The sequence below is a fragment of the Sphingomonas agri genome, from assembly GCF_038148795.1.
In the GTDB taxonomy this organism is placed as follows: Bacteria; Pseudomonadota; Alphaproteobacteria; order Sphingomonadales; family Sphingomonadaceae; genus Sphingomicrobium; species Sphingomicrobium agri.
This window is the reverse complement of sequence record NZ_JBAPEU010000002.1, coordinates 116,695-141,293: the sequence shown is the minus strand read 5'-3', so window position 1 is coordinate 141,293 and position 24,599 is coordinate 116,695. Positions and strand designations below refer to the sequence as shown.

Sequence of the window (24,599 nt, the reverse complement as noted above, 5' to 3'; positions counted from 1 at the left end):
GTAGCGGCTCCTACCAGATGCGGACGCGGTCTGCCGGGTCGAGATACAGCTTTTGGCCCGGCTTGACGCTGAAAGCCTGGTACCAGGGATCCATGTTCCGAACGACGCTTGTGCGAACCGGACACGGCGAATGGGGGTCGGTGAGCAGTTGCTGGCGAAGTGCCGGCTCGCGGCTCTTGCAGCGCCACACCTGCGCAAACCCCAAGTAGAAGCGCTGGTCTGCCGTCAAGCCGTCGACGACCGGTGGGGCTGCTCCATTGAGAGATGCGATATACGCATCGTGCGCAACCGTGAGCCCTGCTAGATCGGCGACATTCTCTCCCATGGTGAGCTTGCCGTTGACGTGCATCCCGGGCAGCGGCTCGTAGGAATTGATCTGCGCCTCATATTTGTCGAGGCGCGCCGTGAACTGCTTGGAATCTCCCGGCGTCCACCAGTCGATCAGCTTGCCCGTCAGGTCGTATTTCGCGCCCTGGTCGTCAAAATGATGGCTGAGCTCGTGACCGATGACGGCTCCGATACCGCCGTAGTTGAGTGCATCATCGGCGTTCGGGTCGAAAAAGGGCGGCTGGAGAATGGCGGCCGGGAAGACGATCTCGACCATGCCGAAATTGGCATAGGCGTTGATTTCCATCGGGGTCATGCCCCATTCCCAGCGGCGGATCGGACCGCCGAGCTTGCCCAGCTGATAGGCATATTCGAACCGGGCCGAGCGCATTGCATTACCGACAAGGTCATCGCGCTTGATGACCAGCCCGCCCATGTTCCGCCATTGCGAGGGATAACCGATCTTGGGGGTAAAGGCGGCAAGCTTTGCGTGAGCCTTGGTCTTGGTCTCAGCACTCATCCACTCGAGCCGGTCGATGCGATTGTTCATCGCCGTGATGATGTTGTGGACGAGCCGGTCGGCCGCGGCCTTGGTCTCCGGCGGGAAATAACGTCCGACGTAAAGCCGGCTGACATCGTCGCCCATGGTGCTGACCGTGAACGTCACGGCCCGTTTCCAGCGCGGTTCCTGCTGCGGGGTGCCCGATAGGACGGTACCAAAAAAGCTGAACCTCTCCTGGTCGAACCGCTTGGGAAGATAGCTTGCGTAAGTGTCTATCGAGCGGACCAGCAACTGATCCTTCAGCACGCCGAGCGGCGCTCCCGCGATCGCTGCAGCTTCACCGGTGAGTGCTGTCGGCTGGGCAACGACGACCGCGTTGGCCTTGGTCACACCGGCACTTCGAACGAGTCCCGCGAAATCAAACCCCGGCGCCTGCTTGGCGAGCTGGACAAGCGTCATCTTGTTGTACGTCTTGTTCGCATCGCGGCTTTCCGAGCGCGTCCAGTGAGCAGTTGCGATCTTCGTTTCGAGATCGAGGACTGCTTGAGCTCTGGCGCCCGGATTTTGTTCGCCAGCCAGCGTCAGCACATTGGTGAGATGCTGAAGATATTTCGCCCGGGTCTCGGCGAGCTTGGGATCACTCGACAGGTAATAGTCGCGGTCAGGCATGCCGAGACCGGCCTGGGACATCGAAAGAATGTAGGTGGTCGGCGCCTTCCGGTCCTGCGCGACGAACATCCGGAACGGTGCCGAAACGCCGATCTTCTGACCATCGGCGTACAGCTGCGCAAGGCCAGCCTTGCTCTTGAGCGAGCGGATCTGGTTCAGCCACGCTTCGAGCGGCGCCAGACCCTTCGCTTCGATTCCCGCTTCATCCATGAAGCTTGCGTATGCATTGCCGATCTTGCTGCCTGGATCCTTTGCCTGCTCCTCGATGATCGTCCGCGTGCGCTCGCGCGACAGGTCGTCGAGAACGTTGAACATGCCATAACGCGCCTTGTCCGCCGGGATCTGCGTGTTCTTGAGCCACGTGCCGTTCGCATATTCAAAGAAGCTGTCGCCGGGCAAAATGGAGCGATCCATGCCTGAAACGTCAAAGCCGAAGGTCCCATATTTCGGCTTGCCCGTTGGCGCAGTCTGCGCGGCAGCCGGAGCTTCCGGCAAGGCCAGGACCGCGGCGCCTGCAAGAGCAGTGGATGCGAGCGCAAACGCAAAGAGTCGAACCATCTCAATCCCCTCCAGTCGATTCCCTTATCGTTGGACAGGGAACCGGAATCCTCGCGAACGTCAATCGACCACCGCGCATGCTGCTCCTGCGAACGGCGGGCGCGTGCCTGGAAGTGCAAGCGAGACGCAGATCTGGCATCACGAGCGCGACAGCTTGAGAATGCCGCTTCAACGCGAGATAGCGCCGATATGAAAGCCCCTTCCGCTCGTGAGCTTGCAGTTAATCCGGAATGGATTCCGCACGCGATCGAGGAGAGCGGAGAGTGCCTGACCTCGGTGTACGTGCCGGTCGCCTCGCGCAAAGATCTCGTCTTCCTGACTGACGGACAGTTGAGGGGTGCATATCCCAAGGCCAGTGCTCTGCTCGATTCAGTGAGGGCGGAAGCGCAAGCGGCACTCGAAGCGCCGCTTCACTTCATCTTTCACAGCTCCTTCTGCTGCTCGACCCTGCTTGCAAAAGCGCTTGAGAGACCGGGAACGAGCACGAGCCTTAGCGAGCCCAATATCCTCGTGAACCTCGCCGAGCAGGCTGAGCGAGGCGCAATCGCGGCTGAAGGGATGCTCGATCTTGCGCTTCGCCTTCTCGCAAGGCCGGCCCAAGCCGGCGAAACGGTCATCGTGAAACCGTCGAGCTTTGCCAATCGCCTCATCGGACCAGTGCTGGACCTTCGCGCTCGTTCGCGCGGAATACTTCTCTATTCGAGTGCACGGACCTTCCTTTCGTCCGTCGTGAGACGCGGGCTTCTTGGAAGGATCAACGCGAGGAGGCTGTACCGGAGCCTGATTTCCGGGAGCACTCTCGACTTCGGATTTTCCGCGGCCGAGACGTTCGAGCAAACGGATCTCCAGATCGCAGCACTGGCCTGGCTCATGCAGATCGCGCTCTTCGACGAGCTTTCCGGCCGCTATGGGCAAGATCGGCTCTTGCTTCTCGATGCTGCGGACCTGCTGGCGGATCCTGCAGGCGAGCTTGAACGGGTGCAATCCTTCTTCGGCCTCGGTTTCACCGGCGAACAAATCGGTGGAATCGTCGATGGGCCGGTTTTTTCAAGACACAGCAAGAACTCGGCCCAGGATTATGATCCCAAGGTCCGCGAACGGGATCTCGAGGCTCTGGTTGAGGTCCATTCCGACGAGCTCGGAATGGTCCTCCAGTGGCTGGAGGCGGTCGCGGGCCACATGAATGTCCCCCTTCGTCCGCGCCTGCAGGGCCGGGCTGGAGCGCTTGCCCGCTAGGGCCGCGCGCAGCTGTTGATCCGCCGCTGGCGCCACCGGCTGCGCGACCAGAAGCGCCAGACGAAAGAAGCCGCGAAATAGCCAAAGAGCGCCAACGCGGCTGCGATCGTCAGAACTCCGACCGCGATCGAGCCTGATGCCTGGTGGATCCAGAATAGGAGACGACTGAGCTCGCTCGAGAAGCGCTCGACATCAGCGGGATTTGCAATCGCCGCGTCGTGATGCAGCTCCCATGAACCGATGCGGTACGCCGCGTAGTAGAGCGGCGGGATGGTCAGCGGATTGACGACGAGCGTGAAAATGGCAGCGATGGCGACATTCGCGCGTGCCGGAATCGCGACGAGCGCTGCGATGACCGTGTGCATGAAGGGGATGATTACCGCGACGCCAAGGCCGATCGCCACGCCGCGCGGAACCGACCGACGCGTCATGCGCCAGAGGGATGGATGTGCCAGGTGCGATGCAAAGGGCCTCAGAAGGCGATATTGATGAACGGTGTCGCGGGTGGGGATATGCCGAGTGATCCAGTGAAAGCGGCTCGCTGGCGGAGTAGCATCAGCCATTGGACTTGAGCAGCCGCTGCTGCTCCCGCTTCCAGTCCCGCTCCTTCATCGTCTCGCGCTTGTCATGCACCTTCTTGCCGCGCGCCAGCGCCAGCTCGACCTTCGCCCGACCGCTGCCGTTGAAATAGAGCGACAGCGGCACGAGCGTCAGGCCCTGGCGGGTGATTGCGCCCTGCAGCTTGGTTATCTCACGGTTCTTGAGCAATAATTTACGTGGCCGGCGCGGCTCGTGATTGAGCCGGTTGCCGTGACTATACTCCGGAATGTGGCTGTTGATCAGCCAGACTTCCTCGGCATCGACGGTTGCATAGCTTTCCGCGATCGACCCTTCGCCGTGCCGCAACGACTTGACCTCGGTGCCGGCAAGTTGAATGCCCGCCTCGAATCGCTCTTCGACGAAATAATCGAAGCGCGCACGCCGGTTCTCGGCGACGACCTTCTGCTTGTCGAAAGCTTGGGGCAGCGGCTTGGCCATGGCGGCGAGTTAGTGGGCCCGGCCCCAACTTGCCAGCGCGGATGCGAAGAGCTGCCAATTGCGATATTAATTCAGCCATAGCTGAATGGCTTTGCTCGGGGGGTCTTTGGGTGAGCGACGTGTTCGTTTCGTATAAGGCCGAGGACCGCACGCGGATCGCGGCGCTCGTCGAGGCCCTTGAAGCGGACGGTCTCACCGTCTGGTGGGATACGCAGATTGCAGCCGGGTCGGAATGGCGGCGGGACATCGAGGAGCAGCTCGATCAAGCCAAGTGCGTCATCGTCGTGTGGAGCAAGCGGTCGGTTGGACCCGATGGACGCTTCGTCCGGGACGAAGCCAACCGCGCCCAGCGGCGCGGCACCTATCTGCCGATCCGGATCGACGATGTTGAACCTCCCCTTGGCTTTGGCGAACTGCATGCAATCTCAATCCAGGGCTGGAAGGGATCGCGGACGGACGCGCGGTACCGAAACCTCATCCAGGCCGTGCGCGCGGTCGTGGCGGGAAAGCCCCCGCACATCACGCCCGAGCCAAGGGGCGGCGTTTCCAGACGCAGCATGATCATGGTCGGCGCCGGGACTGCACTCGCGGCAGCCGGCGGATGGGCACTACTGAAGCCAAGCGCGGCCAAGGCGTCGAACAGCATCGCCGTATTGCCCTTCGCCAATCTCAGCGGAGATCCGCACCAGGATTATTTCTCGGATGGCATAGCTGAAGAGCTGCGCAGCGCCCTTGCCCGGCTCCCCGGTCTCCATGTCGCGGGGCGAATCTCATCAGAGGCGGTTCGCAACCAGGACGCGGCGAGCGCCGCCCATCGTCTCCACGTCGGCCATATCCTTACAGGAAGCGTTCGCAGGGGACCTGGCGTCGTGCGCATTTCTTCCCAGCTCGTCGATGGACGCAGCGGGCTGGAACAATGGTCGGCGAGCTACGATCGGCCCGAGGGCAACGTGCTCGCCATCCAGACCGACATCGCCGAGAATGTCATATCCGCCCTGAGCGTCGAACTTGGCCGCACTGACGTCCAGGCTCTGACGACGGGTGGTACCGGCGATGCGGAAGCCCACGACCTCTATCTGCGGGCCGTAAGGCAGGCCCAGAGCGACGACAGTGAGACCAGCCTGAAACAGGCAAACGCATTGCTCGACGCCGCTCTCGCCCGGGATCCCAAGTTCGCCAAGGCGCTTGCCGCCAAGTCCCGCAACCTCTCCTATCTCGCCGACGTCGGGAGATCGCCCGAGGAAACCAGGCGCGGTTATGCGGCTGCCGTCGGTGCCGCACGAAGAGCGGTGGCCTCTGCTCCGCGCCTACCGGAAGGCTATGCCTCGCTCGCCGACGCGCTCTACGGCCAGCGCAACGTCACGGCCGCGATACGCACGATCCAAAGGGGCGCCGCGATCGGGCCCAATGACATACAGGTCCTGCAGGCTGCGGTTACCGCATGCGTTGCGGGGGGACAGACGCGCCAGGCGATCACCTACGCTCAGCGAATGGTCCAAATCGACCCCCTGAACCCCCTTTCGCATCGCCGCCTCTATTATGCGCTCTTCTATGACCGCCAGTATGATGCAGCCATCGGCGAGGCACAGCGCACTTTGAAGCTCGCACCCGCGCTCTGGATCCCGCAATATTTCATCGCCCTTTCCCTCATCCTCAAGAACGATCCCAAGGCCGCTCAGCAATATCTCGATGTCCTGCCGGCGGACCTCACGGTCCGCCTGGCTGGCGAGGCGATCGTGGCTGGAAGATTGGGCGACCGACGGCGCTCTGATCAGAAGCTTGATCAGCTAAGAAGCGTCTACGGCGATGCGGCGAGCTACCAGTTCGCCCAGGCCTACGCTCAGCGAGGGGAGCCGGACAAGGCTTTCGCCGCACTCGATCGTGGGCTCAAGGTTGATGATCCTGGCCTCAACACGTTGCGCGTCGACCCGCTGTTCGACCCTGTCCGGACGGACCGGCGATTCAAGGCGATCCTTACCCAGCTTGGTGCGGGCAACAGTTAGGCAAGCCCCGCATGCTCAAGGGCGGCATCAACTGCGCGCCTCGAAGCTTCTGACGCCTCCACGAGCGGCAGGCGCAGTTCGCGAGGAGTCGTCGGACGGAGACGCGAAAGCGCATATTTGGTCGGAGCTGGCGAGGCGTCCGAGAACAGGGCCGCGTGGAGCGGGTATAGCCGGTCCTGCAGTTTCAGCGCGTCGTCCCAGCGTTGCTCCCGCATCGCCTTCTGGAATTCGGAACAGAGCCTTGGCGCGACATTTGCTGTCACCGAGATGCAGCCGACGCCGCCCATCGCGTTGAAACCAAGCGCCATGTCGTCGTTGCCACTGAGCTGGACGAACTCCTCACCGCATTCGAGCCGCTGCGCTGACACCCGGGCAAGATTGCCGGTCGCATCCTTGATCGCGACGATCCTGGGATGCCCCGCTATCCGTCCAAGCGTCTCGACGGAGATATCGGCAACCGTTCGTGAGGGTACGTTGTAAACCACGATGGGAATTGGCGATGCATCGGCAATCGCGGTGAAGTGGGCAGCGATGCCGGCTTGGCTCGGCTTGTTGTAATAGGGAACGACCACGAGAGCGGCATCGGCGCCGACGTCAGCAGCAGCCCGCGTCAGCTCGATCACCACCTCGGTCGAATAGCTGCCGCAACCGGCGATCACAGGAACCCTTCCATTTGCGACCTGAACTGTGTGGGCGATGACCTCACGATGCTCGTCGCGGCTGAGGGTCGCACTCTCGCCCGTCGTTCCGCACGGGACGAGCGCGTTGGACCCCTCGCTGATCTGCCATTCGACAAATTCGGCGAATGTGTCCTCTGCGACACGGCCGCCCGAAAATAGCGTCACGAGTGCCGGAATCGACCCAAAAAACATGAACTTGCCTCCTCACAGGAGAGTTAGACTATCTGCCCTGTCCATTGGTGCGGGGGGCGGCGTTCACGGCCTGATAAGGAGGGGCAAGCCAAGATGTCCAGCATGTGGCGTGCTGCTGCACTCATGGCGGTTCTCCTTGCGATCGCCCCCTCAAGCTCGGCGCAATATGCGCCGTCGATGGGCTATGCCACTGCTCCGAGCAAGGGCGTTGCTTCCGCGCTAGATAGCTGGCGGGTACTTCGCCAGAGCAGTGACTACCGCTTCTCCGACTACGCGAGCTTCCTAATCGCGAATCCAGACTGGCCCGACACCACGCGGATGCGCGGCTGGGCTGAAAAGGCGATGCAGTCCGGCGAGAATACGGCAACCGTCCTAGCCTTCTTCGCCAAGGATCAACCCAGGACCGGGAACGGCTGGGCACGCCTCAGCGAAGCCTATGCCGCTTCTGGGCAGACCTCGCAGGCGCTCGATGCCGCGCGGCGTGCGTGGAGATCGGCAGACCTTAGCGATAGCGACGAGCAGGTCCTCTGGTCTCGCTACGGCGCCGTATTTTCGCGCGTCGACCACGACAACCGGGTCGACTCGCTCCTGTTTGCCAAGAATCCCGATGCGGCGGCGCGTTTCCTGTCGTCGTCAACCCCCGAGCGTCAGGCGGCCTTTGCCGCCCGAATCGCGATGCAGCAGAACGCTTCCGACGCCGACAGCCGATACGCAGCAGTAATCGGTTCGGTTATCAGTGATGCCGGCCTGATGATGGACCGGGTCAGGTGGCTTCGAGCGAACAATTACGCTTCCTCGGCGCAGCAGCTTGCCGCTCGCGACCACCAGTTTGTCTACAAGCCTGCCGATCCCGAGCGCTTCATGGACATGATGATTGCCGTTTCGGGCGACGCGGTCGACCAGCGTAGCTGGCAGGCGGCGTATAACATTGCGAGCCAGCTCGACGACATATTGCCCGCAGGAGCGAACGTCGCCGATCAACCGATCGGCATTCGCGACGACTACACCACCCTCGCGTGGCTTGCCGGGAGTATCGCTCTCGACCGCATGAACAGGCCGGCCAGCGCCATTGCGATGTTCGATCGCTATGCCCGCGCGGGCCGTTCGCTTCAGGTCCAGACGAAGGGATATTATTGGGCCGGGCGGGCGGCGCTCGCCGCCGGCCGCCTCCAGGACGCGAACGCCTATTTCCAGCGCGCAGCAAGCTATCCGGACCTCTTCTACGGGCAGCTTGCACTCGAACGGCTCGGCCGCTCGGTATCGCCGCCTCCGCAAGCTCTTCCGCAATATGTGACGACCTCGGTGCAACGCGCTGCGTTCGACAGTCGCCGTCTGGTCCAGGCCACCCGACTTCTTGGGCAGCAGGGCCGGGCGAGCGAGCAGGCACTCTTCGTAAGGGCCCTTGCCGAATCGCTGGACAATGACACGGACCGTAACCTCGCGGTTCAATTCGGCCAGCAGATCGGCCGGGAGGACCTTGCGGTCTGGACCTCGCGGATGGCGCGCGTAAAGGGCTCGATGTTCTACGTTCGGCAAGCCTATCCCACGCTCCGGGCTCCTGTTGCGAGTGATCTTTGGTCTCTCGCGCACGGAATCAGCCGGCAGGAAAGCTCGTTCGACCCCTATGCGCTGAGCCACGCGGGGGCACGGGGAATGATGCAGTTGATGACCGGTACTGCACGCGAACAAGCGGGCAAGATGGGCGTGGGCTACGACGGCTACAGGCTGATCAGCGATCCCAGCTACAACGTCATGATCGGCTCAGCCTATTTCAATCGCCTCCTCAACACCTGGAACGGCAGCGTTCCGCTCGCCGTCGCTGCCTACAATGCCGGGAGCGGAAATGTACGCAAGTGGATCGACCGCTATGGCGATCCGCGCAGCCAGGTCGACATGCTCAAGTGGATCGAGACCATACCCTACACCGAGACCCGGGCCTACGTTCAACGGGTCATTGAAAACAGCGTGGTGTACGATTCGCTTCGGTCCACGCAGTCTCAGCAGTCAGCGCTTCATGTATCGCGCTATCTTGGGAAGGACCGACCGGCCTGATAGGCCTTGCGCGTGACCGACCGATTCATCACGCCCGAGGGGCTAAAACGTATCCGTGCAGAATATGACGAGCTGTTCGGCATCGAGCGGCCCAAGATCGTCGAGACCGTTTCATGGGCCGCCTCGCTTGGCGACCGCTCGGAGAATGCCGACTATATCTACGGCAAGCGACGGCTGCGCGAAATCGACCGCCGGCTCGGATATCTCGGACGGATCATGAAGGAAGCCAAGGTTGTCGATCCTGCAAGGCAGGAAGCGCGGGACCAGGTGCGTTTCGGGGCGACCGTCGAGCTTGCCGACGAGGAGGGCAATTTGCGGATCCTGACCATCGTCGGCGACGACGAAACCGACGCCGGCGCCGGCAGGATCGGATGGAGTGCACCGCTTGCCCGCGCGATCATTGGTGCGCGGGCCGGAGACGAACGCGTCGTGAGGCTTCCGTCGGGCGAGAAAAGCTACGAGGTGATCGAGATCACGTATCCCGGCTAGGCGAGCCTGGAAGCTCCGACCAGGCGCGGCGGTTCCGACGGCATTGCCCTCGACCAGGCCTCGGCGATCGTTTCGAGTGCAGCAAGTGCCGCCTGCTCCTCGTCATCGCCGTCAATCGTTCGCCATGGCGACCAGCGCGTGTCGGTATTCGACCGCAATTCCTCGAGCGCTCGCTGATAGTCGGGGTCATCGGCCCGGATGAAATCGTTCTGGGCGACCCGTCCCCGCCACGGGCTTCGCCGGCGCTGCTCTAACCGTAGCTCCTGGACGTCCGCGCTCACATCAAAGAAGAGCTTCACCAGCAGCGTTCCGTAGTCGCGCTGCTGGGCCTCGAACTCGTTTATTTCGTCAAAGACCCTGGGGACCGATTCGGCTGGGGTCCGTGCAAGGACGCGGTCTTCGAGCACCCGGCGATACCAGCTGCGATAGAATACCGAAGTGTGCCCCGCTGACGGAAGTTGCCGCCAGAAGCGCGCAAGCCAATGGCCCTCGCTCGCTTCGCGCCGGTCATAGCCCGTCGAGTGCGCGACGAAGTGGCAAGGATCGAATGCCGATGCCAGCTGCTTGAGGGTGAACTTCTTGCCCGAGCCTTCGGGACCCTCGAGCAGGATGATTGCCCGGCGCCCGTGCGCGATCTGGGGAAGCTGGAGCTCGGTCAAGTGGTCCCGTAACGCGCGCAGCGCCGGACCGAGATCTGCCGCCCCGCGTGACCCGCCAAAACTCGCTTCTCGATCAACCATCGAACGGGAAGTTAACGCAATCTCCGCCGGACTCAACGGCTTCGATGAATCCGCACCTCTCAGCTGTCTGCGACGACCTTGATGTGCAGCTCCTTGAGCTGCTTGGGCATCACCGCTGCTGGCGCGTTCATCATCAGGTCTTCCGCTTTTTGGTTCATCGGAAAGAGTATGACTTCGCGGATGTTCGGCTCGTCGGCGAGCAGCATGACGATACGGTCAATACCGGGCGCCGATCCGCCGTGCGGCGGCGCGCCGAATTTGAAGGCGTTGATCATCCCGGAGAAGTTCGTGTCGACCTCCTCGCGGGAGTAACCGGCGATCTCGAACGCCTTGTACATGATGTCCGGACGGTGGTTTCGGATTGCTCCGGAGCTCAACTCCACGCCGTTGCACACGATGTCGTACTGCCACGCGAGGATCTCGAGCGGATCCTTCGTCTCGAGCGCGTCCATTTCTCCCTGGGGCATCGAGAACGGATTGTGGCTGAAGTCGATCTTCTGCTGTTCCTCGTTGAATTCGAACATCGGGAAATCGACGATCCAGCAGAACCGGAACGCCCCCTTTTCGACAAGGTCGAGCTGTTCTGCGATACGGGTGCGCGCAACGCCCGCAAGCCTCGCGGCTTCCTCTTCCTTCCCCGCAGCAAAGAAGATCCCGTCATCGGGGCCGAGGCCCATCTCCTGGGCGAGGCGGTTCATTCCCTCCTCGCCATGGTTCTTGGCGATCGGACCGCCCCACTCACCGCCCTTGTGCGTTGCGTAACCAAGGCCAGCAAAGCCCTCGCCGCGCGCCCACTCGTTCATGTCGTCGAAGAACTTGCGGCTGAGGCCCGCCGTATTGGGGGCAGGCACTGCGCGAACGGTTCCTCCGCCCTCCACGATCTTCGCGAACAGGCCGAACCCTGAACCCCTGAACTGGTCACCCACGTCGCTGATGCGGAGAGGATTCCTAAGATCAGGCTTGTCGGTACCGTACTTGAGGAGGGCTTCATTGTAGGGAATGCGCGGAAACTCCCCTGCCGGCGTGACCGATCGTCCATCAGCGAACTCCGCGAAGACGCCGGACAGAACGGGCTCGATCGCCGCAAAGACGTCATCCTGAGTGACGAAGCTCATCTCGAAATCGAGCTGGTAGAATTCACCAGGACTGCGGTCAGCGCGTGCATCCTCGTCACGGAAGCAGGGCGCGATCTGGAAATAGCGATCGAAGCCCGCGACCATGATCAGCTGCTTGAACATCTGCGGCGCCTGCGGGAGCGCGTAGAACTTGCCCGGGTGCACTCGGCTCGGAACAAGATAGTCACGTGCGCCCTCGGGCGAACTTGCGGTCAGGATGGGCGTCTGGAATTCGGTGAAGCCCTGCTCGATCATCCGGCGGCGGATCGAGGCTATCACTGCTGCACGAAGCATGATGTTGCGGTGGATCTGCTCCCGGCGAAGGTCGAGATAGCGATATTTCAGCCGGATTTCTTCGGGATAGTCCTGTTCACCGGCAACGGGCATCGGCAGCTCGGCCGCTGTCGACTGCACCGTGACCTCTGTCGCGCGAACCTCGATCTCCCCGGTCGGAAGGTTCGGGTTTACGGTTTCAGGGGACCGGGCAACCACCTCTCCCTCGACGGTGACGACCGACTCGACGCGAATGCGATCAAGCACCTTGAAAGCCGGCGAATCCGTGTCGGTCACGATCTGCGTGATGCCGTAATGGTCGCGTAGGTCGACGAACAGCAGGTGTCCGTGATCGCGTTTGCGGTGAATCCAGCCCGAGAGACGGACCGTGTTGCCGACGTTGCTGGCGCGCAGCTCGGCGCAGGTATGGGTACGATAGGCGTGCATGATGGTCGGCTCAGCTTAGCGGAAAATTGTGGAGAAAAACGCGAGCCGCGCTTCACTGTCGCGAACCTTTTTGTCAACCCGCGAGGGCGCCGCTAAAGCCCCCTTCAAGAACCATGCGTATCCATCCACTGATTACCAAGTCCGAAGACCTCAAGGCCCTCGTCGACCGCCTTTCGCGTCAGCCCTTCATCGCCGTGGACACGGAGTTCATGCGTGAGAATACCTACTGGCCTGACCTCTGCCTGATTCAGGTTGCAAGCACCGAAGAGGCTGCAGCGATCGACCCTAAGGCCGATATCGAGATGAAGCCGCTCCTCGACCTGTTCGTCCGTAATGAGGAGGTGCTGAAGGTTTTTCATGCCGGGGGCCAGGATCTGGAGATCATCCATAACCTCACCGGCAAGGTGCCTCATCCGCTTTTCGATACGCAGATTGCCGCAATGGCCCTCGGCCACGGGGAACAGATCGGCTACTCCAACCTCATCGAGAGCCTCCTTGGCCACAGCCTCGACAAGGGCGCGCGCTTCACCGATTGGAGCCGGCGTCCGCTCGACAAGCGGCAGATCGATTATGCAATCGCCGACGTCACACACCTCGCGACGGTGTTCCCGCGCATGGTGGAGAAGCTCAAAAAGACAGGGCGCGGTACCTGGCTCGACGAGGAAATGGAGCGCCTCGCGGACCCATCCAGTTTTGCCTTTGCGCCGGAGGATGCCTGGAAGCGCCTGAAGCTGCCGAGCCGCAACCCGGTCGTACTTGGTCGCCTGAAGGCGCTCGCGGCGTGGCGCGAAACGGAAGCGCGCTCGAAGAATCTTCCGCGCGGGCGGATCGTCAAGGACGATACGCTCAATGAAATCGTCCTTCACCCGCCCAAGACGCAGGATGATCTTGGCCGCGTGCGCGGGCTGTCTGCCGGATGGAAATCAAATGATATCGGCGCGCGGCTGATGTCGGCGATCGACAAGGCAAAACCACTCAATCAGGACGAACTGCCCGACCGCGAGCCGAAGCGACCGGGACTGACGAAGGACGCCGCCCTCGTCAGCGACCTACTGAAGCTGCTGCTGAAGATCCGGGCGAAGGAAACGGGTGTTGCAGCCCGCCTCATCGCCCGCTCGGACGACCTCGAAGCCCTTGCAGCCGGCGTTCGCAGGAATCTCAATATCCTCCACGGCTGGCGCTATGACCAGTTCGGCAAGGACGCTCTGGACCTTGTGGAAGGCCGCCTCGCCTTCGCGATCGAGAACGGCAAGCTCAAGATGAGCCGCGTCACTCTGCAGGAAACGGTCGACGCGTAGAGCCACGCTCCTTGCCGCTCCTGCTTGCGGCCTGCTCGATTACCCAGGCGGCGATTGACGACCGTTTATGCAATCTTTGAAGTTCGAATAGCTCCATCGGCCAAGCCTTAAACCCGCTGGACGGGCTCTCCGATCTTGCGCGCGACTCGCTGTGCCATGCTTTGCTGGGCACCGTGCAGCAGGGTCTTCAGGATGGACTTGCCGTATGGACCGGGCGAGCGTTTACCCGGGTCCAGGCGGAATGATTACGGCAGCCGACTGCGGTTAGGCGGCTTCGCCGATCATCCGCGCGTCCAGCAGCGCGCGGCGGATCGTGGCAAGCGAAATTCGTGCGCGCTCGGCGATCGCATACCGGTCGACCGCCTCCACCGCCCGTTCGGCCGTCCAGTAATCACGGTGCAGGCGCTCGCTCATGAATTTGAGTGCGTCGGCCGCCACGTGAAGACCCCTGTCGGCGAAGTGGAGCTGCATGAGTGCGGCGAACAAGGCATCGTCGGGATGCTCGATGCGAGCCGTCGGCGTGATTGCAAGACGAGTCTTCAAATCGGGGAGCCTGGGCGACCAGACCGGCGGCGGCTCATCGGCGACCATCACGAGCGGCAGTCCGGTGTCCTGGGCCTGGTTCCAGGCGTGGAACAGTTCCTCTTCGTCTCGCTGGTCGGCATCGTCGAACAATCGTCCTCCGGCGCGGTCGACAAAGCTGCGCGCAAGAAGGCTCCGGCCGGACCGGCGGGGGCCGGTCAGTATCGTCGCCTTTACGGGCCACATGCTGAACTTGCGAAAATGGTCGAACGCCTCGCGATTGGCATCACTGACGATGAAGCGTGCATCGCCTTCACTTTGGGGCCAGTCGAGCGGGAGCGCGATCTGGTCCGATCCTCTCCTCACTGCGCGCTCGTCTGGTTCGTCGCGGGCTGCGGCGCCGGAGCAGCCGGTGGCTGGACCGGCGGAGGCGGCATTGCGGGCGGTTTGTCCGTATCGGAGCGGAGCTTCACGACGGTCCCGGATGTCTCGACGACCCAGCCGCGGCCGGTCAGGGCTGCGCCGAGTTGTGAAACATCCCCCTTGTAGGTGACGAGGATGTAGCTCGTTCCGCCCGGATTGATCTGTTGCGGCGTTGCCGACACCACGCCTGGCAGCGTTCTCAGGTGCGCCATCGCGAAATTATAGAAATTGACGTTCTTGCCGGTGACCTGAACCTGATACGACCGGACGGCGCTGACCGGCGCTGCAGGCTTTGCTTCCGGAGCGAGCTGTGGAAGGACTGGCGGAGGCGGAAGATTGAGCGATGGATCGCGCGTGAGGCGGCCGGCAGCGAGGGCCTGCGCATAAAGTGCATCGATACGTTGCGCACCTTCGTTCATCATCGCCGGAATCGCATCGCCGTTGAGCGCCGTGAGCGTGAAGCCGCCGATGATCTGGTTGTCAGGACCATGGCGCGCGATGAAACGTCCTCGCGCGGGACCCCCGGGATAAAGACGCTGCAGCTGAACTTCGGCCACCAGGATGTCCGCAGCTCCATAGGTGTCGAGGAGGTTTCGCCACCAGCCTCGGCCGGGACGCGAAGTCTGCGCCGCATTCACCAGCAGGGGATCGGCGCCCATTCCGCTGATTCGCACATAGGAAATCGGGCTTTGCGAAGTGCGGAACTGCGCCCACGCACGCTGCCAGGCATTGCGTAGCTCTACGCTAGTTGAAGTCCCCCCGGAGATCATCACGGGAATGAGCAGCATCGGAACGGAATGCTCAGCCTGGCCACCCTCGACGCCGAGGAACGGGGCGGCGCGCGCCCTGTCGAACAGGACGCCGAGGTCCGCGATGTAACGATTGGGTCCGATCTGCTCCCGCTCGACATTGATGGAGCTGACAATCTGGTCGAGGGCGCTGTCGGGCAGCGTCGGGGCCTGCGTTACCGGCACGCCGTGCATCTTCGCCCACAGAAGCCTGAAGCCCTGCCGCTGGGCGATGCGCCAACCGGCGAAACGCGCCGACTCCGCATCGGCACCCCCGACGTCGACGTGAATCCCGCCGATCTCCAGCGTGTTCGAGCTGTCCAGCGGAGCGATCCCGCGGTCACTGGTCTCGAGCTGCGCATAAAGCGCGCCGGCAACACCAGCGACGGCGACAAGCAACAAAAAGGGAAGAGCGATACGGCGTGCAATCATTCGGGACGGTCTTTTGGCGATAACGGCGTGGAAATCCAAGCAGCTTGTCTCTACTGCCCGCGGCGATGAGCCAGAAGCCCCTGACTTATGCCGATGCCGGCGTGTCCATCGATGCCGGAAATGCGCTCGTAAAGGCGATCGGCCCAATCGCCCGTTCGACCGCTCGGCCCGGAGCCGATGCCGAGCTCGGAGGATTCGGCGGGTTCTTTGATCCCAGGGCCGCCGGCTACAGCGACCCATTGCTCGTCGCCGCCAACGACGGCGTTGGAACCAAGCTCAAGCTCGCGATCGAGACGGGTCATCATGAGGGCGTCGGCATCGATCTCGTTGCCATGTGCGCGAACGACCTTATCGTCCAGGGCGCCGAACCTTTGTTTTTCCTCGATTATTACGCGACCGGGAAACTCGACACGGGGGTCGCGGCGCTCGTGGTCGAATCGATTGCCGAGGGGTGCCGGCGTGCGGGCTGTGCGCTCATCGGTGGGGAAACTGCCGAAATGCCGGGCATGTACGCGCAAGGCGATTACGATCTTGCGGGTTTCTGCGTGGGCGCCGTCGAGCGCGACAAAGTCATGACCGGTTCCGGCATCCGCGCCGGCGATCTCATCCTGGGCCTCGCCAGTTCGGGCGTGCACAGCAATGGCTTCTCGCTCGTTCGCCGGATCGTCGAGCAGCAAGGATGGGACCTGCAGCGGCCGTTTCCCTCGGAGGACGGGCGAACTCTTGGAGCTGCCTTGCTGGAACCGACCCGGATCTATGTTCGAGCGCTCCTTCCGCTTGTCCAGACCGGCCAGATAAAGGGCTTGGCACACATCACCGGCGGCGGACTTCTCGAGAATATTCCGCGCGTTCTGCCGGATAATTGCCACGCCGCAGTAGACGTCGGACAATGGCAACTTCCGCTGATCTTCTCGCTCCTGGAAGAAGGGGGCCCGATCTCTCCCAAAGAGATGGCGCGCACTTTCAACTGCGGCATCGGCATGGCGGTGATTGTCGCTCCTGAAGCGGCGGCGAAGGTTGAGCGGTCCCTTGAGGGCGCCGGCGAGGCGGTATTTAAGATCGGCCGCATCGAAGAAGGACCCCGCGGCTGTACCGTCAGCGGCCGCAGCGGCGCCTGGAATGCAACCGGAGACTGGTCCGCCACTCATCATGCGTGAGGAGAAGCGTGTTGCGATCCTGATTTCCGGGCGCGGCAGCAACATGCGCGCCCTCGTCGAGCGGGCCGAAGGCTATCGCGTCTCGGTCGTCGGCTCGAACCGGACGGACGCAGCCGGTCTCGACTGGGCTCGCCAGCACGGGCTCGACACTTGGGCGCTCGACAGCAGGAGCTTGGGAAGAGAAGAATTCGACCGCGAGATGAGCGCGGCGCTGGAGGTCCGGGGAATCGGGACCATCGCGCTTGCCGGCTTCATGCGAATCCTGACGCCCTGGTTCGTGGAGGAGTGGCGCGGCAGGATTCTCAACATCCACCCTTCCCTGCTACCGAAATATCGGGGTCTCGATACTCACCGACGCGCGATCGAGGCCGGCGATAGGGTCGGTGGCTGTTCGGTGCACGTCGTGACCGAGGAGCTCGATGCAGGCGAGGTTCTCGGTCAACTCGAAGTACCGATCGTTCCGGGCGATTCTCCCGGAACTCTCGAACGACGCGTGCTCGCGGCGGAACATGAGCTATATCCAATGGTCTTGAGCAAGTTCGTGGATCGATGAGCAGCCCACTGCAAAAAGTGCGCGAAGCGGCGCTCGAGCTCCCCGATACGTCGGAGCGGCTCTCACACGGCCAGCCGACCTTCTTCGTTGCAGGAAAGCAGTTCGCCCAGTTCCGCAGCAACCACCACGGCGACGGAAAGACCGTCGTCTGCGTGCGCACGAGCAGCATCGATGAACAGGCGATGCTGCTCGAGGCCGATCCCCATACCTATTCCAAGCCCGCCTATCTCTCGAGTTGGATATCAATCAACCTTGCTGGAGATGGCGTCGACTGGGACCACGTGACCGACCGGATCGCGGAAAGCTGGGAACTTGCGGCCCCCCGCCGGCTGTTGGAAGCTGGTGGGCGATGACGGATGAAAGAACTCGACGGCGTTGGGTCAACCTTGGCGAACTGATCGCGCTCGCAGCGCTGGTCGTCTCCGCGCTAGGCGTCTGGATCGCCTGGAAAAGCAGCAGCCAGGACAAGACGACGAGCATCGTGGAACAAAAGCCTGCCGTTCCGCTGGCGCTTCGCGGAACGACCGATGCCGACGGACGGACGTTGACCATCATGCCCGCGGATCCCGCGCACGGCCTTGAGGGCCTCACCCTGCGGATTAAGGGGGCGAGCCCGATTGAGGTTGGAAGCGATGGCCGGCTGAATGCAAGCGATCTCCAATCAGCGCTGAAGGACCGCGAAAAGGAACCCAAGGCGGTCACCCTGAGCGTGCCCGTCCACATTGATGCCCGGTATGTCGAGGCCGGCAACGACCGCAGCGGCGGAGGCAGTTACGAGCTACGCTACAAGTGGGAAGGGGGCGGCCTCTTCGGGGGGCGCTCGATCCATCTCATGGGCCTCAGGCGAGGCTGAGCATTGTTCTTTGATCTCCCGTTCGCGGCCGAGGCTTTGCTGATACTCGCCGAGGTTGCAGTCCTGGTACGCGTTCTCATTCGGCCACATCGCGAACCTGCTTCCCGCCTCGCCTGGATCGCCGTCGTCATCGCGCTCCCGCTGCTCGGGATCATCGCCTATCTCATCCTCGGCGAGACCCGGATCAGCGGTCGAAGGCGCGAGCACGGCAGGGACATCGATGCTGCCCTTCCCCGACCGAGCGGCGACAAATCCTGTCTGGCCCCTCTTGCTGCTGGCCCGCACAAGGCGCCTTTCGCATTGGCACAGACGGTCAATTGCCTCGACCCGACCTGCGGAAACCGAGCCCGCATCGCTCGTGACAGTAATGCCGCAATTGATGAAATTGTTGCCGATATCGATGCCGCCCGCCGGCACGTTCACCTGTGCAGTTACATATGGCTCGCCGACAACAACGGTTTGAAGGTGAAGGATGCCTGCATTCGCGCGGCGGCGCGTGGCGTCCACGTTCGGATCCTCGCCGATGCTCTTGGTTCGTGGCGGTTGATCGGGTCGGGCCACTGGCGGGAGCTGCGTGATCGGGGTTGCGACGTTCGTGTCGCCCTGCCCGTCGGAAATCCGATCTGGACCCTCATCCGCGGCCGTGTCGACCTTCGAAACCACAGGAAGCTGGTCGTCCTCGATAATCGCATCGCCTGGTGCGGGAGCCAGAATCTCGCCGACCCCCAATTTCGCATCAAGCCGCGCTACGCCCCCTGGGTCGACATCATGACCCGCTGGGAAGGACCGGTCGCACAGCACAATCAATATCTGTTCGTCTCAGACTGGATGGCCGAAGGCGGCGATGACATCAGCGACTTACTGAGGGAGGAGACAGGAGCCGCGTCCAAAGGCTCGATCCTTGCGCAGGTGATCGGCACCGGTCCGACAGCGAGCTTCGACGCCATGCCTTCCTGCTTTTCTGAATTGATTCATTCGGCCCGCGATGAACTGGTGATCACAACGCCGTATTTCGTTCCGGACGAACAGCTGCTGTTCGCGATCACCTCCGCGGCGAGGCGCGGCGTCAGGACCGTGATGATTGTGCCCCGTCGCTGCGACAGCCGCATCGTCGCTGCGACCTCACGAAGCTATTATGAGGATCTCATCAAGGCGGGTGTCGCCATTTACGAGTATCGCCCCGGCCTCCTCCACGCCAAGACCATGATCGTCGATGGCTCGGTCGGCCTCATCGGCAGCGCGAACCTCGACCGGCGCAGCTTCGAGCTTAATTTCGAAAACAATGTCCTGTTCGCGGACGAAGGCTTCGCTGGCCTCGTCCGTGGGCGGCAGGACCAGTATCTCGCCGATTCCGATCCGATCACTGCCGAGACGATTGCACGGATTGGTCTTGGCAAGCGGATCTGGCAGAACCTTCTGGCTGTGATGAGCCCCGTTCTCTAGCCGACGATCTCTTCCGGCTTGAAGAAGAAGTCGATTTCGATCCTGGCATTCTCGTCGCTATCAGAACCATGGACCGAATTGGCCTCGATCGATTCCGCGTAGGTCTTGCGGATCGTGCCTTCTGCGGCCTGCGCGGGGTTGGTGGCACCCATGACATCGCGGTTACGCTTTACAGCGTCCTCACCCTCGAGCACCTGAACGACGACTGGCCCGGACGTCATGAACGTGCACAGGTCATTGAAGAATGGCCGCTCCCTATGGACTGCGTAAAAGCCCTCAGCCTGGTCACGCGTCATGCGGATTCGCTTCGACGCGATAACGCGAAGACCGGCGTCTTCCAGTAACTTGGTGACAGCGCCGGTGAGATTGCGGCGGGTGGCATCGGGCTTGATGATCGAAAAGGTGCGCGTCACGGCCATGACCGGGCGGTCTCCTGTGTTTGGACGGGATGGAATTTGGTGCGCCGCCTAGCGGTGTCCGTCACGTGCGGCAAGCCTCAGGCCTTGCGAACCCACTTGCCACCTTCCTGCGCCCAGTAGCGGCGTTCGACCCCGCTCCTCCCGGCGAGCAGCTTCCAGGCAAGCCTGGCTTCTTCGAGCGTTGCATCGTCGAACAGGTAGAAGCCGCGGTCATAGGTCAGCGCCGCTTCTCGCCAGCTGCCGTCTGCAATGAGCATATTGCGCGCCTGGTTGGGCGCGTCAGGGCTGTTGGAGAGGAGGATCGGCTGACGGGCGTCATCAACGCCGCCTGCCACACCGTGCGGAAGGAAGCTGCTCGGGCCCTGGTCCCACAACATTCGATCGAGACGAGCGAGAAAAGTCTCGTCGTCCGCGACCACCAGCAGGCGGCCGTTCGTTTCGAGCACTTTCTCGGCGAGGACCGCGATCACCTGCTCGGGCGGCGTGCCCGCTAGCTGATAGAAATCGATCTGCATGCCTGAACCGGATCAGCGCTCCAGGACGTCCGCGACATATTGGTCGAGAAGGCGCACGCCAAAGCCGGTGGCTCCCTTCTCGTAGGTCGAGCCCGGCTTGTCCGACCAGGCCTTGCCCGCCATGTCGACGTGCGCCCACTTGACGCCGTTTTCGACGAACCGCTGGATGAATTGCGCTGCCGTGATCGAGCCGCCCTCTCGTGGGCCGACATTCTTCATGTCGGCAATGGGCGAATCAATGAGACGGTCGAAAGTCTCCGCAAGTGGCATGCGCCAGAGCTTATCGCCGGATTCTTCGCCGGCCTTCAGCAAGGCGGTGGCAAGTTCCTCGTTGTTGGCGAACAGCCCCGCCCACTCATACCCAAGACTGACGAGGATAGCGCCGGTAAGGGTTGCAAGATCGATGATGGTGCCGGGCTTATAGTGGCGCTGGACGTAGGCGACCGCGTCCGCAAGGACGAGGCGTCCTTCCGCATCGGTATTGATCACTTCGACCGTCTGGCCGGACATGGTGGTGACCACGTCTCCTGGCCGCTGTGCGTTGCCGCCCGGCATATTCTCGACCAGGCCGCAGATTCCCACGATGTTCGCCCGTGCCTTGCGCAGCGCCAGCGCCTTCATTGCGCCGGCGACCGCACCGGCCCCGCCCATGTCCCATTTCATGGCTTCCATGCCCGCGGCAGGCTTGATCGAGATGCCACCGGTGTCGAACGTGACGCCCTTGCCGACGAAGGCGGTCGGTTCCGCCTTGTCGGCTCCGTTCCACTTCAGGATGAGCAGGCGCGCCTCGCGCACGGATCCCTGCGCAACGCCCAGCAGCGCGCCCATGCCGAGCTTTTCCATTGCTGCACGGTCGAGAACCTCGGCCTCGAGGCCGCTGCCGTTGACGGAGGCGCGAACGCGCTCGACGAAGGTCTCGGGGTAAATGATGTTTGCAGGTTCGGTGACGAGTTCGCGGGTAAGGGACACACCTTCGGCGACCGGGCCCCAGCGTTGCTCGTAGCGCTTGGCAGCGCCCGCTTCGCCCCCGACGATCACGACTTCATCAAGTGTCGCCTTCTGGTTGTCCTTCAGCTTGGTCCGGTAACGGTCGTAACGCCACGACCGGAGAACCGCCCCGAGGCCAACTCGTGCAGCCGCATCCGAATCAAGTGCAAAACCCGTGAGATCGATGACGGCGACCCTCTCGCCCGACGTCTGCAGTCGTGAAACCGCAGTGCCGCCGAGTTTCTCGGCGGCATCAGGGGAGGTCGGCGTTGCTCCTGTGCCCACCACCAGCAATCGGCGCACCGAACCGTCTTCGGCGATGAACTGCTCCGACACGCTTGCCGGATCGCCCTCGAAACGCTGGCGATCCAGCGCCGTCGTGACTGCCGGCTGTGCGGGGCCCAGCGCCACCAGGGTCGAGCGATCTTTGCCTGCCACCGGCAGCACTAGGGCATAATCGCCTGTCGGCCGTTGGTCGGCGAAACGAATTTGCATTTCAGTCAATCCTTGAATCTGGGCGAACGTGCGCGGAGGGCTTTAGGATGCAAGTTCAGCCTTGGCAAAGGAACGACGAGACATGTCGCAAGCCGATTGTCGGCGGCCTTTTGAGGTGCGATAGGCGGGGCAAGTCAGAGAGAAGAGCGGTAGGCAGGACGGCGTTGGGGGCGAGATTTGTCTGGTGGTCGGCGCTCCCCATGCTCCTGACGGTTCCTTCCGCGGCCAATGCCGCGCAATTGGCCGTCCCCGCGTCCGTTCCCGAAGCACAGGTCACGCCGCCCGACGAAAACCAGGTGGTGGCGTTCAGCGCTGATGAGGTCAGCTACGACAGCGTCGCCGACATCGTGACTGCGAGCGGCGAGGTCCGCATGAACCGGGAAGGCAACTATCTTGCCGCCGACCAGGTCATCTGGGACCGCAAGAGCGGCCAGGTCTATGCGCGCGGCAACGTCGTCATGGTGACACCGCAGGGCGATAAGATCGTCGGCGACAATGTCCAGCTGACCGACACGATGAAGGACGGCACGGTCGACAATCTCCTGGTCGTGCTCGAGAGCGGGGGCCGGATTGCCGCTCGCCACGGAGCCCGGGTCAACGGCATTTCCACCTTCACCAATGCGATCTACACGCCCTGCCCGGTCACCAAGGACTCCGGCTGTCCCAAGACGCCGAGCTGGTCGATCACCGCGGCCCGGGTCATCAATGACCCGAAGAGCCCCAGGATCCGGTTTGAGGGCGGACGGCTTCAGCTGTTCGGGATCAACCTTCCCTTGCTGCCGGTCATCTCGATCGCTCGTGGAACCGAAGGTGCGACAGGCTTCCTCGTTCCGGATTTTGCACTCTCCAGCCGTAACGGGCTCGAACTTGCTTTCCCCTATCACATCCAGATCGGGCCCAATCGCGACGCGACGATCACGCCGCACATTTATACGAGCGTGCTTCCGGCCATCGAGGTCAAGTATCGCGACCTCAACAGTCTCGGCGCCTTCCAGGCCGGCGGCTTCCTGACATACGGGAGGGTCGACCAGACCGACCCGGCAGCAACCTCTGCCGGGCCAAAGCAGCTTCGTGGATATTTCGACCTCAACGGCAAGTGGCAGCTCAGTCCCGAGTGGAGCGTCACGACGTCGCTTCGGATCGCGTCCGACAAGACCGTGACGCGCCGCTATGACATCACGAACGACGATCGCCTGCGCAATGTCGTCAACGTCGAGCGGATTACGCCCGACAGCTACATTTCGATTGCCGGCTGGGCCTTCCAGGGGCTGCGGGTCGATGACCAGCAGAAGCAGATCCCGATCGCGCTTCCAGCGATCGATGCACGGTTCCGCTTCGATGACATCGCCGGCGGCCACCTCGAGGTCGAGGGCAACAGTCTCGCCATCACGCGCATCGACGGCCAGGATACCCAGCGTGCCTTCACGAGCGTGCGCTGGGATCTGAGGAAGCTGACGCCCTGGGGCCAGGAACTGACCTTCACCGCGTACGGGCGCGGCGATGTCTATCACACGGACGAAGCACAGGACACGTCCGTCAGCATATACAGCGGGACCAATGGCTGGCACGCAAGGGCCATTGGTGCGCTCGCCGCCGACGTCCAGTGGCCGTTTATCGGGCCGCTGTTCGGAGGCATCCAACGGCTTGTGCCGAGGGTCCAGCTGGTCCTGACGCCCCAAACTCCGAACATCGATATCCCCAACGAGGATGCGCGTTCAGTCGACCTTGAAGACAGCAATCTGTTCGCTCTCAACCGCTTCCCCGGCTATGACCGTTGGGAGGATGCCTCCCGCGTCACCTACGGCCTCGACTGGTCTCTCGATCGCAAGAACCTGTCGATCGAAAGCACGATCGGACAAAGCTACCGGTTCGGGCGCCTGAGGGACATCTTCCCGGAAGGCACCGGACTGACCGGACGCGTTTCCGATATCGTTGGGCGGACCAGGATCCGTTACGGCCGCTTCATCGACATCACCGACCGGTTCCGCATCGACAAGAACAACTTTGCAGTTCGTCGCAACGAGGTGGACCTTACTGTCGGCACCAGCCAGACCTATGCCCAGATCGGTTATCTGAAGCTCAACAGGAACATCGATCCGACGATTGAGGACCTGCGTGACCGCGAGGAACTGCGCGTCGCTGCTCGGATCCTTCTCACTCGCTACTGGTCAGTGTTCGGCGCGTCGGTCATCGATCTTACGAACAAGGCAGAGGATCCGACGTCGACTGCGAACGGGTGGCAGCCCGTGCGTAACCGTCTCGGCATTCAGTATGAGGACGATTGCCTCGAGCTTGGCGTTTCTTGGCGCCGAGACTATGAGCGCATCGGGACGTTCAGAAAGGGCAGCACCTTCGCCGTTCACTTGGCTTTGAAGGGTGTTAGCCGCTAAGCC

The 24,599-nt window shown here is 62.5% G+C and carries 22 protein-coding genes; 11 read left to right on the top strand and 11 right to left on the bottom strand.

What is annotated here, in order from left to right; all coding sequences use genetic code 11:
* Window positions 1-10: 10 nt before the first annotated feature.
* The gene (locus V8192_RS07460; protein ID WP_341632455.1) at window positions 11-2,056 is read right to left on the bottom strand and encodes a M13 family metallopeptidase; all 2,046 of its coding nucleotides are present in this window, start codon (window positions 2,054-2,056) and stop codon (window positions 11-13) included.
* Window positions 2,057-2,245: 189 nt separating this feature from the next.
* Between V8192_RS07460 and V8192_RS07455 the strand changes: the two genes are divergently transcribed.
* Window positions 2,246-3,292, top strand: coding sequence for a hypothetical protein (locus V8192_RS07455; RefSeq protein WP_341632454.1), 1,047 nt, complete (start codon window positions 2,246-2,248; stop codon window positions 3,290-3,292).
* Here the strand turns inward: V8192_RS07455 and V8192_RS07450 are convergent.
* Both V8192_RS07450 and smpB read right to left on the bottom strand, forming a co-directional pair.
* Window positions 3,289-3,855 (bottom strand): DUF2062 domain-containing protein, encoded by a 567-nt coding sequence (locus tag V8192_RS07450; RefSeq protein WP_341632453.1) that lies wholly within the window; start codon window positions 3,853-3,855, stop codon window positions 3,289-3,291. The genes V8192_RS07455 and V8192_RS07450 overlap by 4 nt on opposite strands.
* Window positions 3,848-4,330, bottom strand: coding sequence for an SsrA-binding protein SmpB (gene smpB, locus V8192_RS07445; RefSeq protein WP_341632452.1), 483 nt, complete (start codon window positions 4,328-4,330; stop codon window positions 3,848-3,850). Before smpB ends, V8192_RS07450 begins: the two co-directional genes overlap by 8 nt.
* 110 nt (window positions 4,331-4,440) lie before the next feature.
* On the opposite strand from smpB, the gene V8192_RS07440 reads away from it, so the two are divergent.
* Window positions 4,441-6,333 carry a TIR domain-containing protein gene (locus V8192_RS07440; protein WP_341632451.1) on the top strand — a complete coding sequence of 631 codons (1,893 nt, stop codon included), beginning with the start codon at window positions 4,441-4,443 and terminating at the stop codon, window positions 6,331-6,333.
* Here V8192_RS07440 and dapA read toward each other — a convergent pair.
* Window positions 6,330-7,205: a 4-hydroxy-tetrahydrodipicolinate synthase gene (gene dapA, locus V8192_RS07435; RefSeq protein WP_341632450.1), complete on the bottom strand. Its 876-nt coding sequence runs from the start codon at window positions 7,203-7,205 to the stop codon at window positions 6,330-6,332. The genes V8192_RS07440 and dapA overlap by 4 nt on opposite strands.
* A gap of 93 nt (window positions 7,206-7,298) precedes the next feature.
* Here dapA and V8192_RS07430 point away from each other — a divergent pair, with 93 nt between their 5' ends.
* Window positions 7,299-9,257 (top strand): lytic transglycosylase domain-containing protein, encoded by a 1,959-nt coding sequence (locus V8192_RS07430; RefSeq protein WP_341632449.1) that lies wholly within the window; start codon window positions 7,299-7,301, stop codon window positions 9,255-9,257.
* A 6-nt stretch (window positions 9,258-9,263) separates the two neighbouring features.
* Window positions 9,264-9,746, top strand: a complete 483-nt coding sequence (gene greB / locus V8192_RS07425; protein WP_373276334.1) for a transcription elongation factor GreB — start codon at window positions 9,264-9,266, stop codon at window positions 9,744-9,746.
* Here greB and V8192_RS07420 read toward each other — a convergent pair.
* Both V8192_RS07420 and aspS read right to left on the bottom strand, forming a co-directional pair.
* Window positions 9,743-10,486, bottom strand: coding sequence for a polyphosphate kinase 2 family protein (locus tag V8192_RS07420; RefSeq protein ID WP_341632447.1), 744 nt, complete (start codon window positions 10,484-10,486; stop codon window positions 9,743-9,745). The two genes, greB and V8192_RS07420, sit on opposite strands and share 4 nt — an antisense overlap.
* A 59-nt stretch (window positions 10,487-10,545) precedes the next feature.
* Window positions 10,546-12,321 (bottom strand): aspartate--tRNA ligase, encoded by a 1,776-nt coding sequence (gene aspS / locus V8192_RS07415; protein ID WP_341632446.1) that lies wholly within the window; start codon window positions 12,319-12,321, stop codon window positions 10,546-10,548.
* Window positions 12,322-12,434: 113 nt separating this feature from the next.
* Here aspS and rnd point away from each other — a divergent pair, with 113 nt between their 5' ends.
* Window positions 12,435-13,619, top strand: a complete 1,185-nt coding sequence (gene rnd / locus V8192_RS07410; RefSeq protein ID WP_341632445.1) for a ribonuclease D — start codon at window positions 12,435-12,437, stop codon at window positions 13,617-13,619.
* A gap of 264 nt (window positions 13,620-13,883) precedes the next feature.
* On the opposite strand, the gene V8192_RS07405 is transcribed toward rnd, so the two are convergent.
* Window positions 13,884-14,507 (bottom strand): P-loop NTPase family protein, encoded by a 624-nt coding sequence (locus V8192_RS07405; protein WP_341632444.1) that lies wholly within the window; start codon window positions 14,505-14,507, stop codon window positions 13,884-13,886.
* On the bottom strand, window positions 14,504-15,784 hold the full coding sequence (locus V8192_RS07400) for a heavy-metal-associated domain-containing protein (protein WP_341632443.1): 1,281 nt from the start codon (window positions 15,782-15,784) through the stop codon (window positions 14,504-14,506). The genes V8192_RS07405 and V8192_RS07400 overlap by 4 nt, the downstream gene beginning before the upstream one ends.
* 65 nt (window positions 15,785-15,849) lie before the next feature.
* On the opposite strand from V8192_RS07400, the gene purM reads away from it, so the two are divergent.
* From purM to cls, 5 genes are read left to right on the top strand one after another with little or no spacing between them, the layout of a single operon-like run.
* The gene (gene purM / locus V8192_RS07395) at window positions 15,850-16,941 is read left to right on the top strand and encodes a phosphoribosylformylglycinamidine cyclo-ligase (protein ID WP_341632442.1); all 1,092 of its coding nucleotides are present in this window, start codon (window positions 15,850-15,852) and stop codon (window positions 16,939-16,941) included.
* On the top strand, window positions 16,934-17,494 hold the full coding sequence (purN, locus tag V8192_RS07390; protein ID WP_341632441.1) for a phosphoribosylglycinamide formyltransferase: 561 nt from the start codon (window positions 16,934-16,936) through the stop codon (window positions 17,492-17,494). The genes purM and purN overlap by 8 nt, the downstream gene beginning before the upstream one ends.
* Window positions 17,491-17,847 carry an MmcQ/YjbR family DNA-binding protein gene (locus V8192_RS07385; protein ID WP_341632440.1) on the top strand — a complete coding sequence of 119 codons (357 nt, stop codon included), beginning with the start codon at window positions 17,491-17,493 and terminating at the stop codon, window positions 17,845-17,847. The genes purN and V8192_RS07385 overlap by 4 nt, the downstream gene beginning before the upstream one ends.
* Complete coding sequence (locus tag V8192_RS07380) at window positions 17,844-18,347, top strand: hypothetical protein (RefSeq protein ID WP_341632439.1); 504 nt, start codon at window positions 17,844-17,846, stop codon at window positions 18,345-18,347. Before V8192_RS07385 ends, V8192_RS07380 begins: the two co-directional genes overlap by 4 nt.
* A gap of 3 nt (window positions 18,348-18,350) precedes the next feature.
* On the top strand, window positions 18,351-19,790 hold the full coding sequence (cls, locus tag V8192_RS07375) for a cardiolipin synthase (RefSeq protein WP_341632438.1): 1,440 nt from the start codon (window positions 18,351-18,353) through the stop codon (window positions 19,788-19,790).
* Here the strand turns inward: cls and ndk are convergent.
* The 3 genes from ndk to V8192_RS07360 form a co-directional block, all read right to left on the bottom strand.
* Window positions 19,787-20,209, bottom strand: a complete 423-nt coding sequence (gene ndk, locus V8192_RS07370) for a nucleoside-diphosphate kinase (protein WP_341632437.1) — start codon at window positions 20,207-20,209, stop codon at window positions 19,787-19,789. The two genes, cls and ndk, sit on opposite strands and share 4 nt — an antisense overlap.
* 77 nt (window positions 20,210-20,286) lie before the next feature.
* A complete protein-coding gene (locus V8192_RS07365) occupies window positions 20,287-20,724 on the bottom strand; it encodes a DNA polymerase III subunit chi (RefSeq protein WP_341632436.1) in 438 nt (145 codons plus the stop codon).
* A 12-nt stretch (window positions 20,725-20,736) separates the two neighbouring features.
* Window positions 20,737-22,206, bottom strand: coding sequence for a leucyl aminopeptidase (locus V8192_RS07360; RefSeq protein ID WP_341632435.1), 1,470 nt, complete (start codon window positions 22,204-22,206; stop codon window positions 20,737-20,739).
* A 200-nt stretch (window positions 22,207-22,406) separates the two neighbouring features.
* On the opposite strand from V8192_RS07360, the gene V8192_RS07355 reads away from it, so the two are divergent.
* On the top strand, window positions 22,407-24,596 hold the full coding sequence (locus tag V8192_RS07355) for an LPS-assembly protein LptD (protein WP_341632434.1): 2,190 nt from the start codon (window positions 22,407-22,409) through the stop codon (window positions 24,594-24,596).
* Window positions 24,597-24,599: the final 3 nt, after the last annotated feature.

Bases quoted from the DNA above. Each gene is read 5' to 3' on its own strand.
- V8192_RS07460 (WP_341632455.1), bottom strand. From the start codon at position 2,056: ATGGTTCGACTCTTTGCGTTTGCGCTCGCATCCACTGCTCTTGCAGGC.
- V8192_RS07455 (WP_341632454.1), top strand. From the start codon at position 2,246: ATGAAAGCCCCTTCCGCTCGTGAGCTTGCAGTTAATCCGGAATGGATT.
- V8192_RS07450 (WP_341632453.1), bottom strand. From the start codon at position 3,855: ATGGCTGATGCTACTCCGCCAGCGAGCCGCTTTCACTGGATCACTCGG.
- smpB (WP_341632452.1), bottom strand. From the start codon at position 4,330: ATGGCCAAGCCGCTGCCCCAAGCTTTCGACAAGCAGAAGGTCGTCGCC.
- dapA (WP_341632450.1), bottom strand. From the start codon at position 7,205: ATGTTTTTTGGGTCGATTCCGGCACTCGTGACGCTATTTTCGGGCGGC.
- V8192_RS07430 (WP_341632449.1), top strand. From the start codon at position 7,299: ATGTCCAGCATGTGGCGTGCTGCTGCACTCATGGCGGTTCTCCTTGCG.
- V8192_RS07420 (WP_341632447.1), bottom strand. From the start codon at position 10,486: ATGGTTGATCGAGAAGCGAGTTTTGGCGGGTCACGCGGGGCGGCAGAT.
- aspS (WP_341632446.1), bottom strand. From the start codon at position 12,321: ATGCACGCCTATCGTACCCATACCTGCGCCGAGCTGCGCGCCAGCAAC.
- rnd (WP_341632445.1), top strand. From the start codon at position 12,435: ATGCGTATCCATCCACTGATTACCAAGTCCGAAGACCTCAAGGCCCTC.
- V8192_RS07400 (WP_341632443.1), bottom strand. From the start codon at position 15,784: ATGATTGCACGCCGTATCGCTCTTCCCTTTTTGTTGCTTGTCGCCGTC.
- purM (WP_341632442.1), top strand. From the start codon at position 15,850: ATGAGCCAGAAGCCCCTGACTTATGCCGATGCCGGCGTGTCCATCGAT.
- purN (WP_341632441.1), top strand. From the start codon at position 16,934: ATGCGTGAGGAGAAGCGTGTTGCGATCCTGATTTCCGGGCGCGGCAGC.
- V8192_RS07385 (WP_341632440.1), top strand. From the start codon at position 17,491: ATGAGCAGCCCACTGCAAAAAGTGCGCGAAGCGGCGCTCGAGCTCCCC.
- V8192_RS07380 (WP_341632439.1), top strand. From the start codon at position 17,844: ATGACGGATGAAAGAACTCGACGGCGTTGGGTCAACCTTGGCGAACTG.
- ndk (WP_341632437.1), bottom strand. From the start codon at position 20,209: ATGGCCGTGACGCGCACCTTTTCGATCATCAAGCCCGATGCCACCCGC.
- V8192_RS07365 (WP_341632436.1), bottom strand. From the start codon at position 20,724: ATGCAGATCGATTTCTATCAGCTAGCGGGCACGCCGCCCGAGCAGGTG.
- V8192_RS07360 (WP_341632435.1), bottom strand. From the start codon at position 22,206: ATGCAAATTCGTTTCGCCGACCAACGGCCGACAGGCGATTATGCCCTA.
- V8192_RS07355 (WP_341632434.1), top strand. From the start codon at position 22,407: ATGCTCCTGACGGTTCCTTCCGCGGCCAATGCCGCGCAATTGGCCGTC.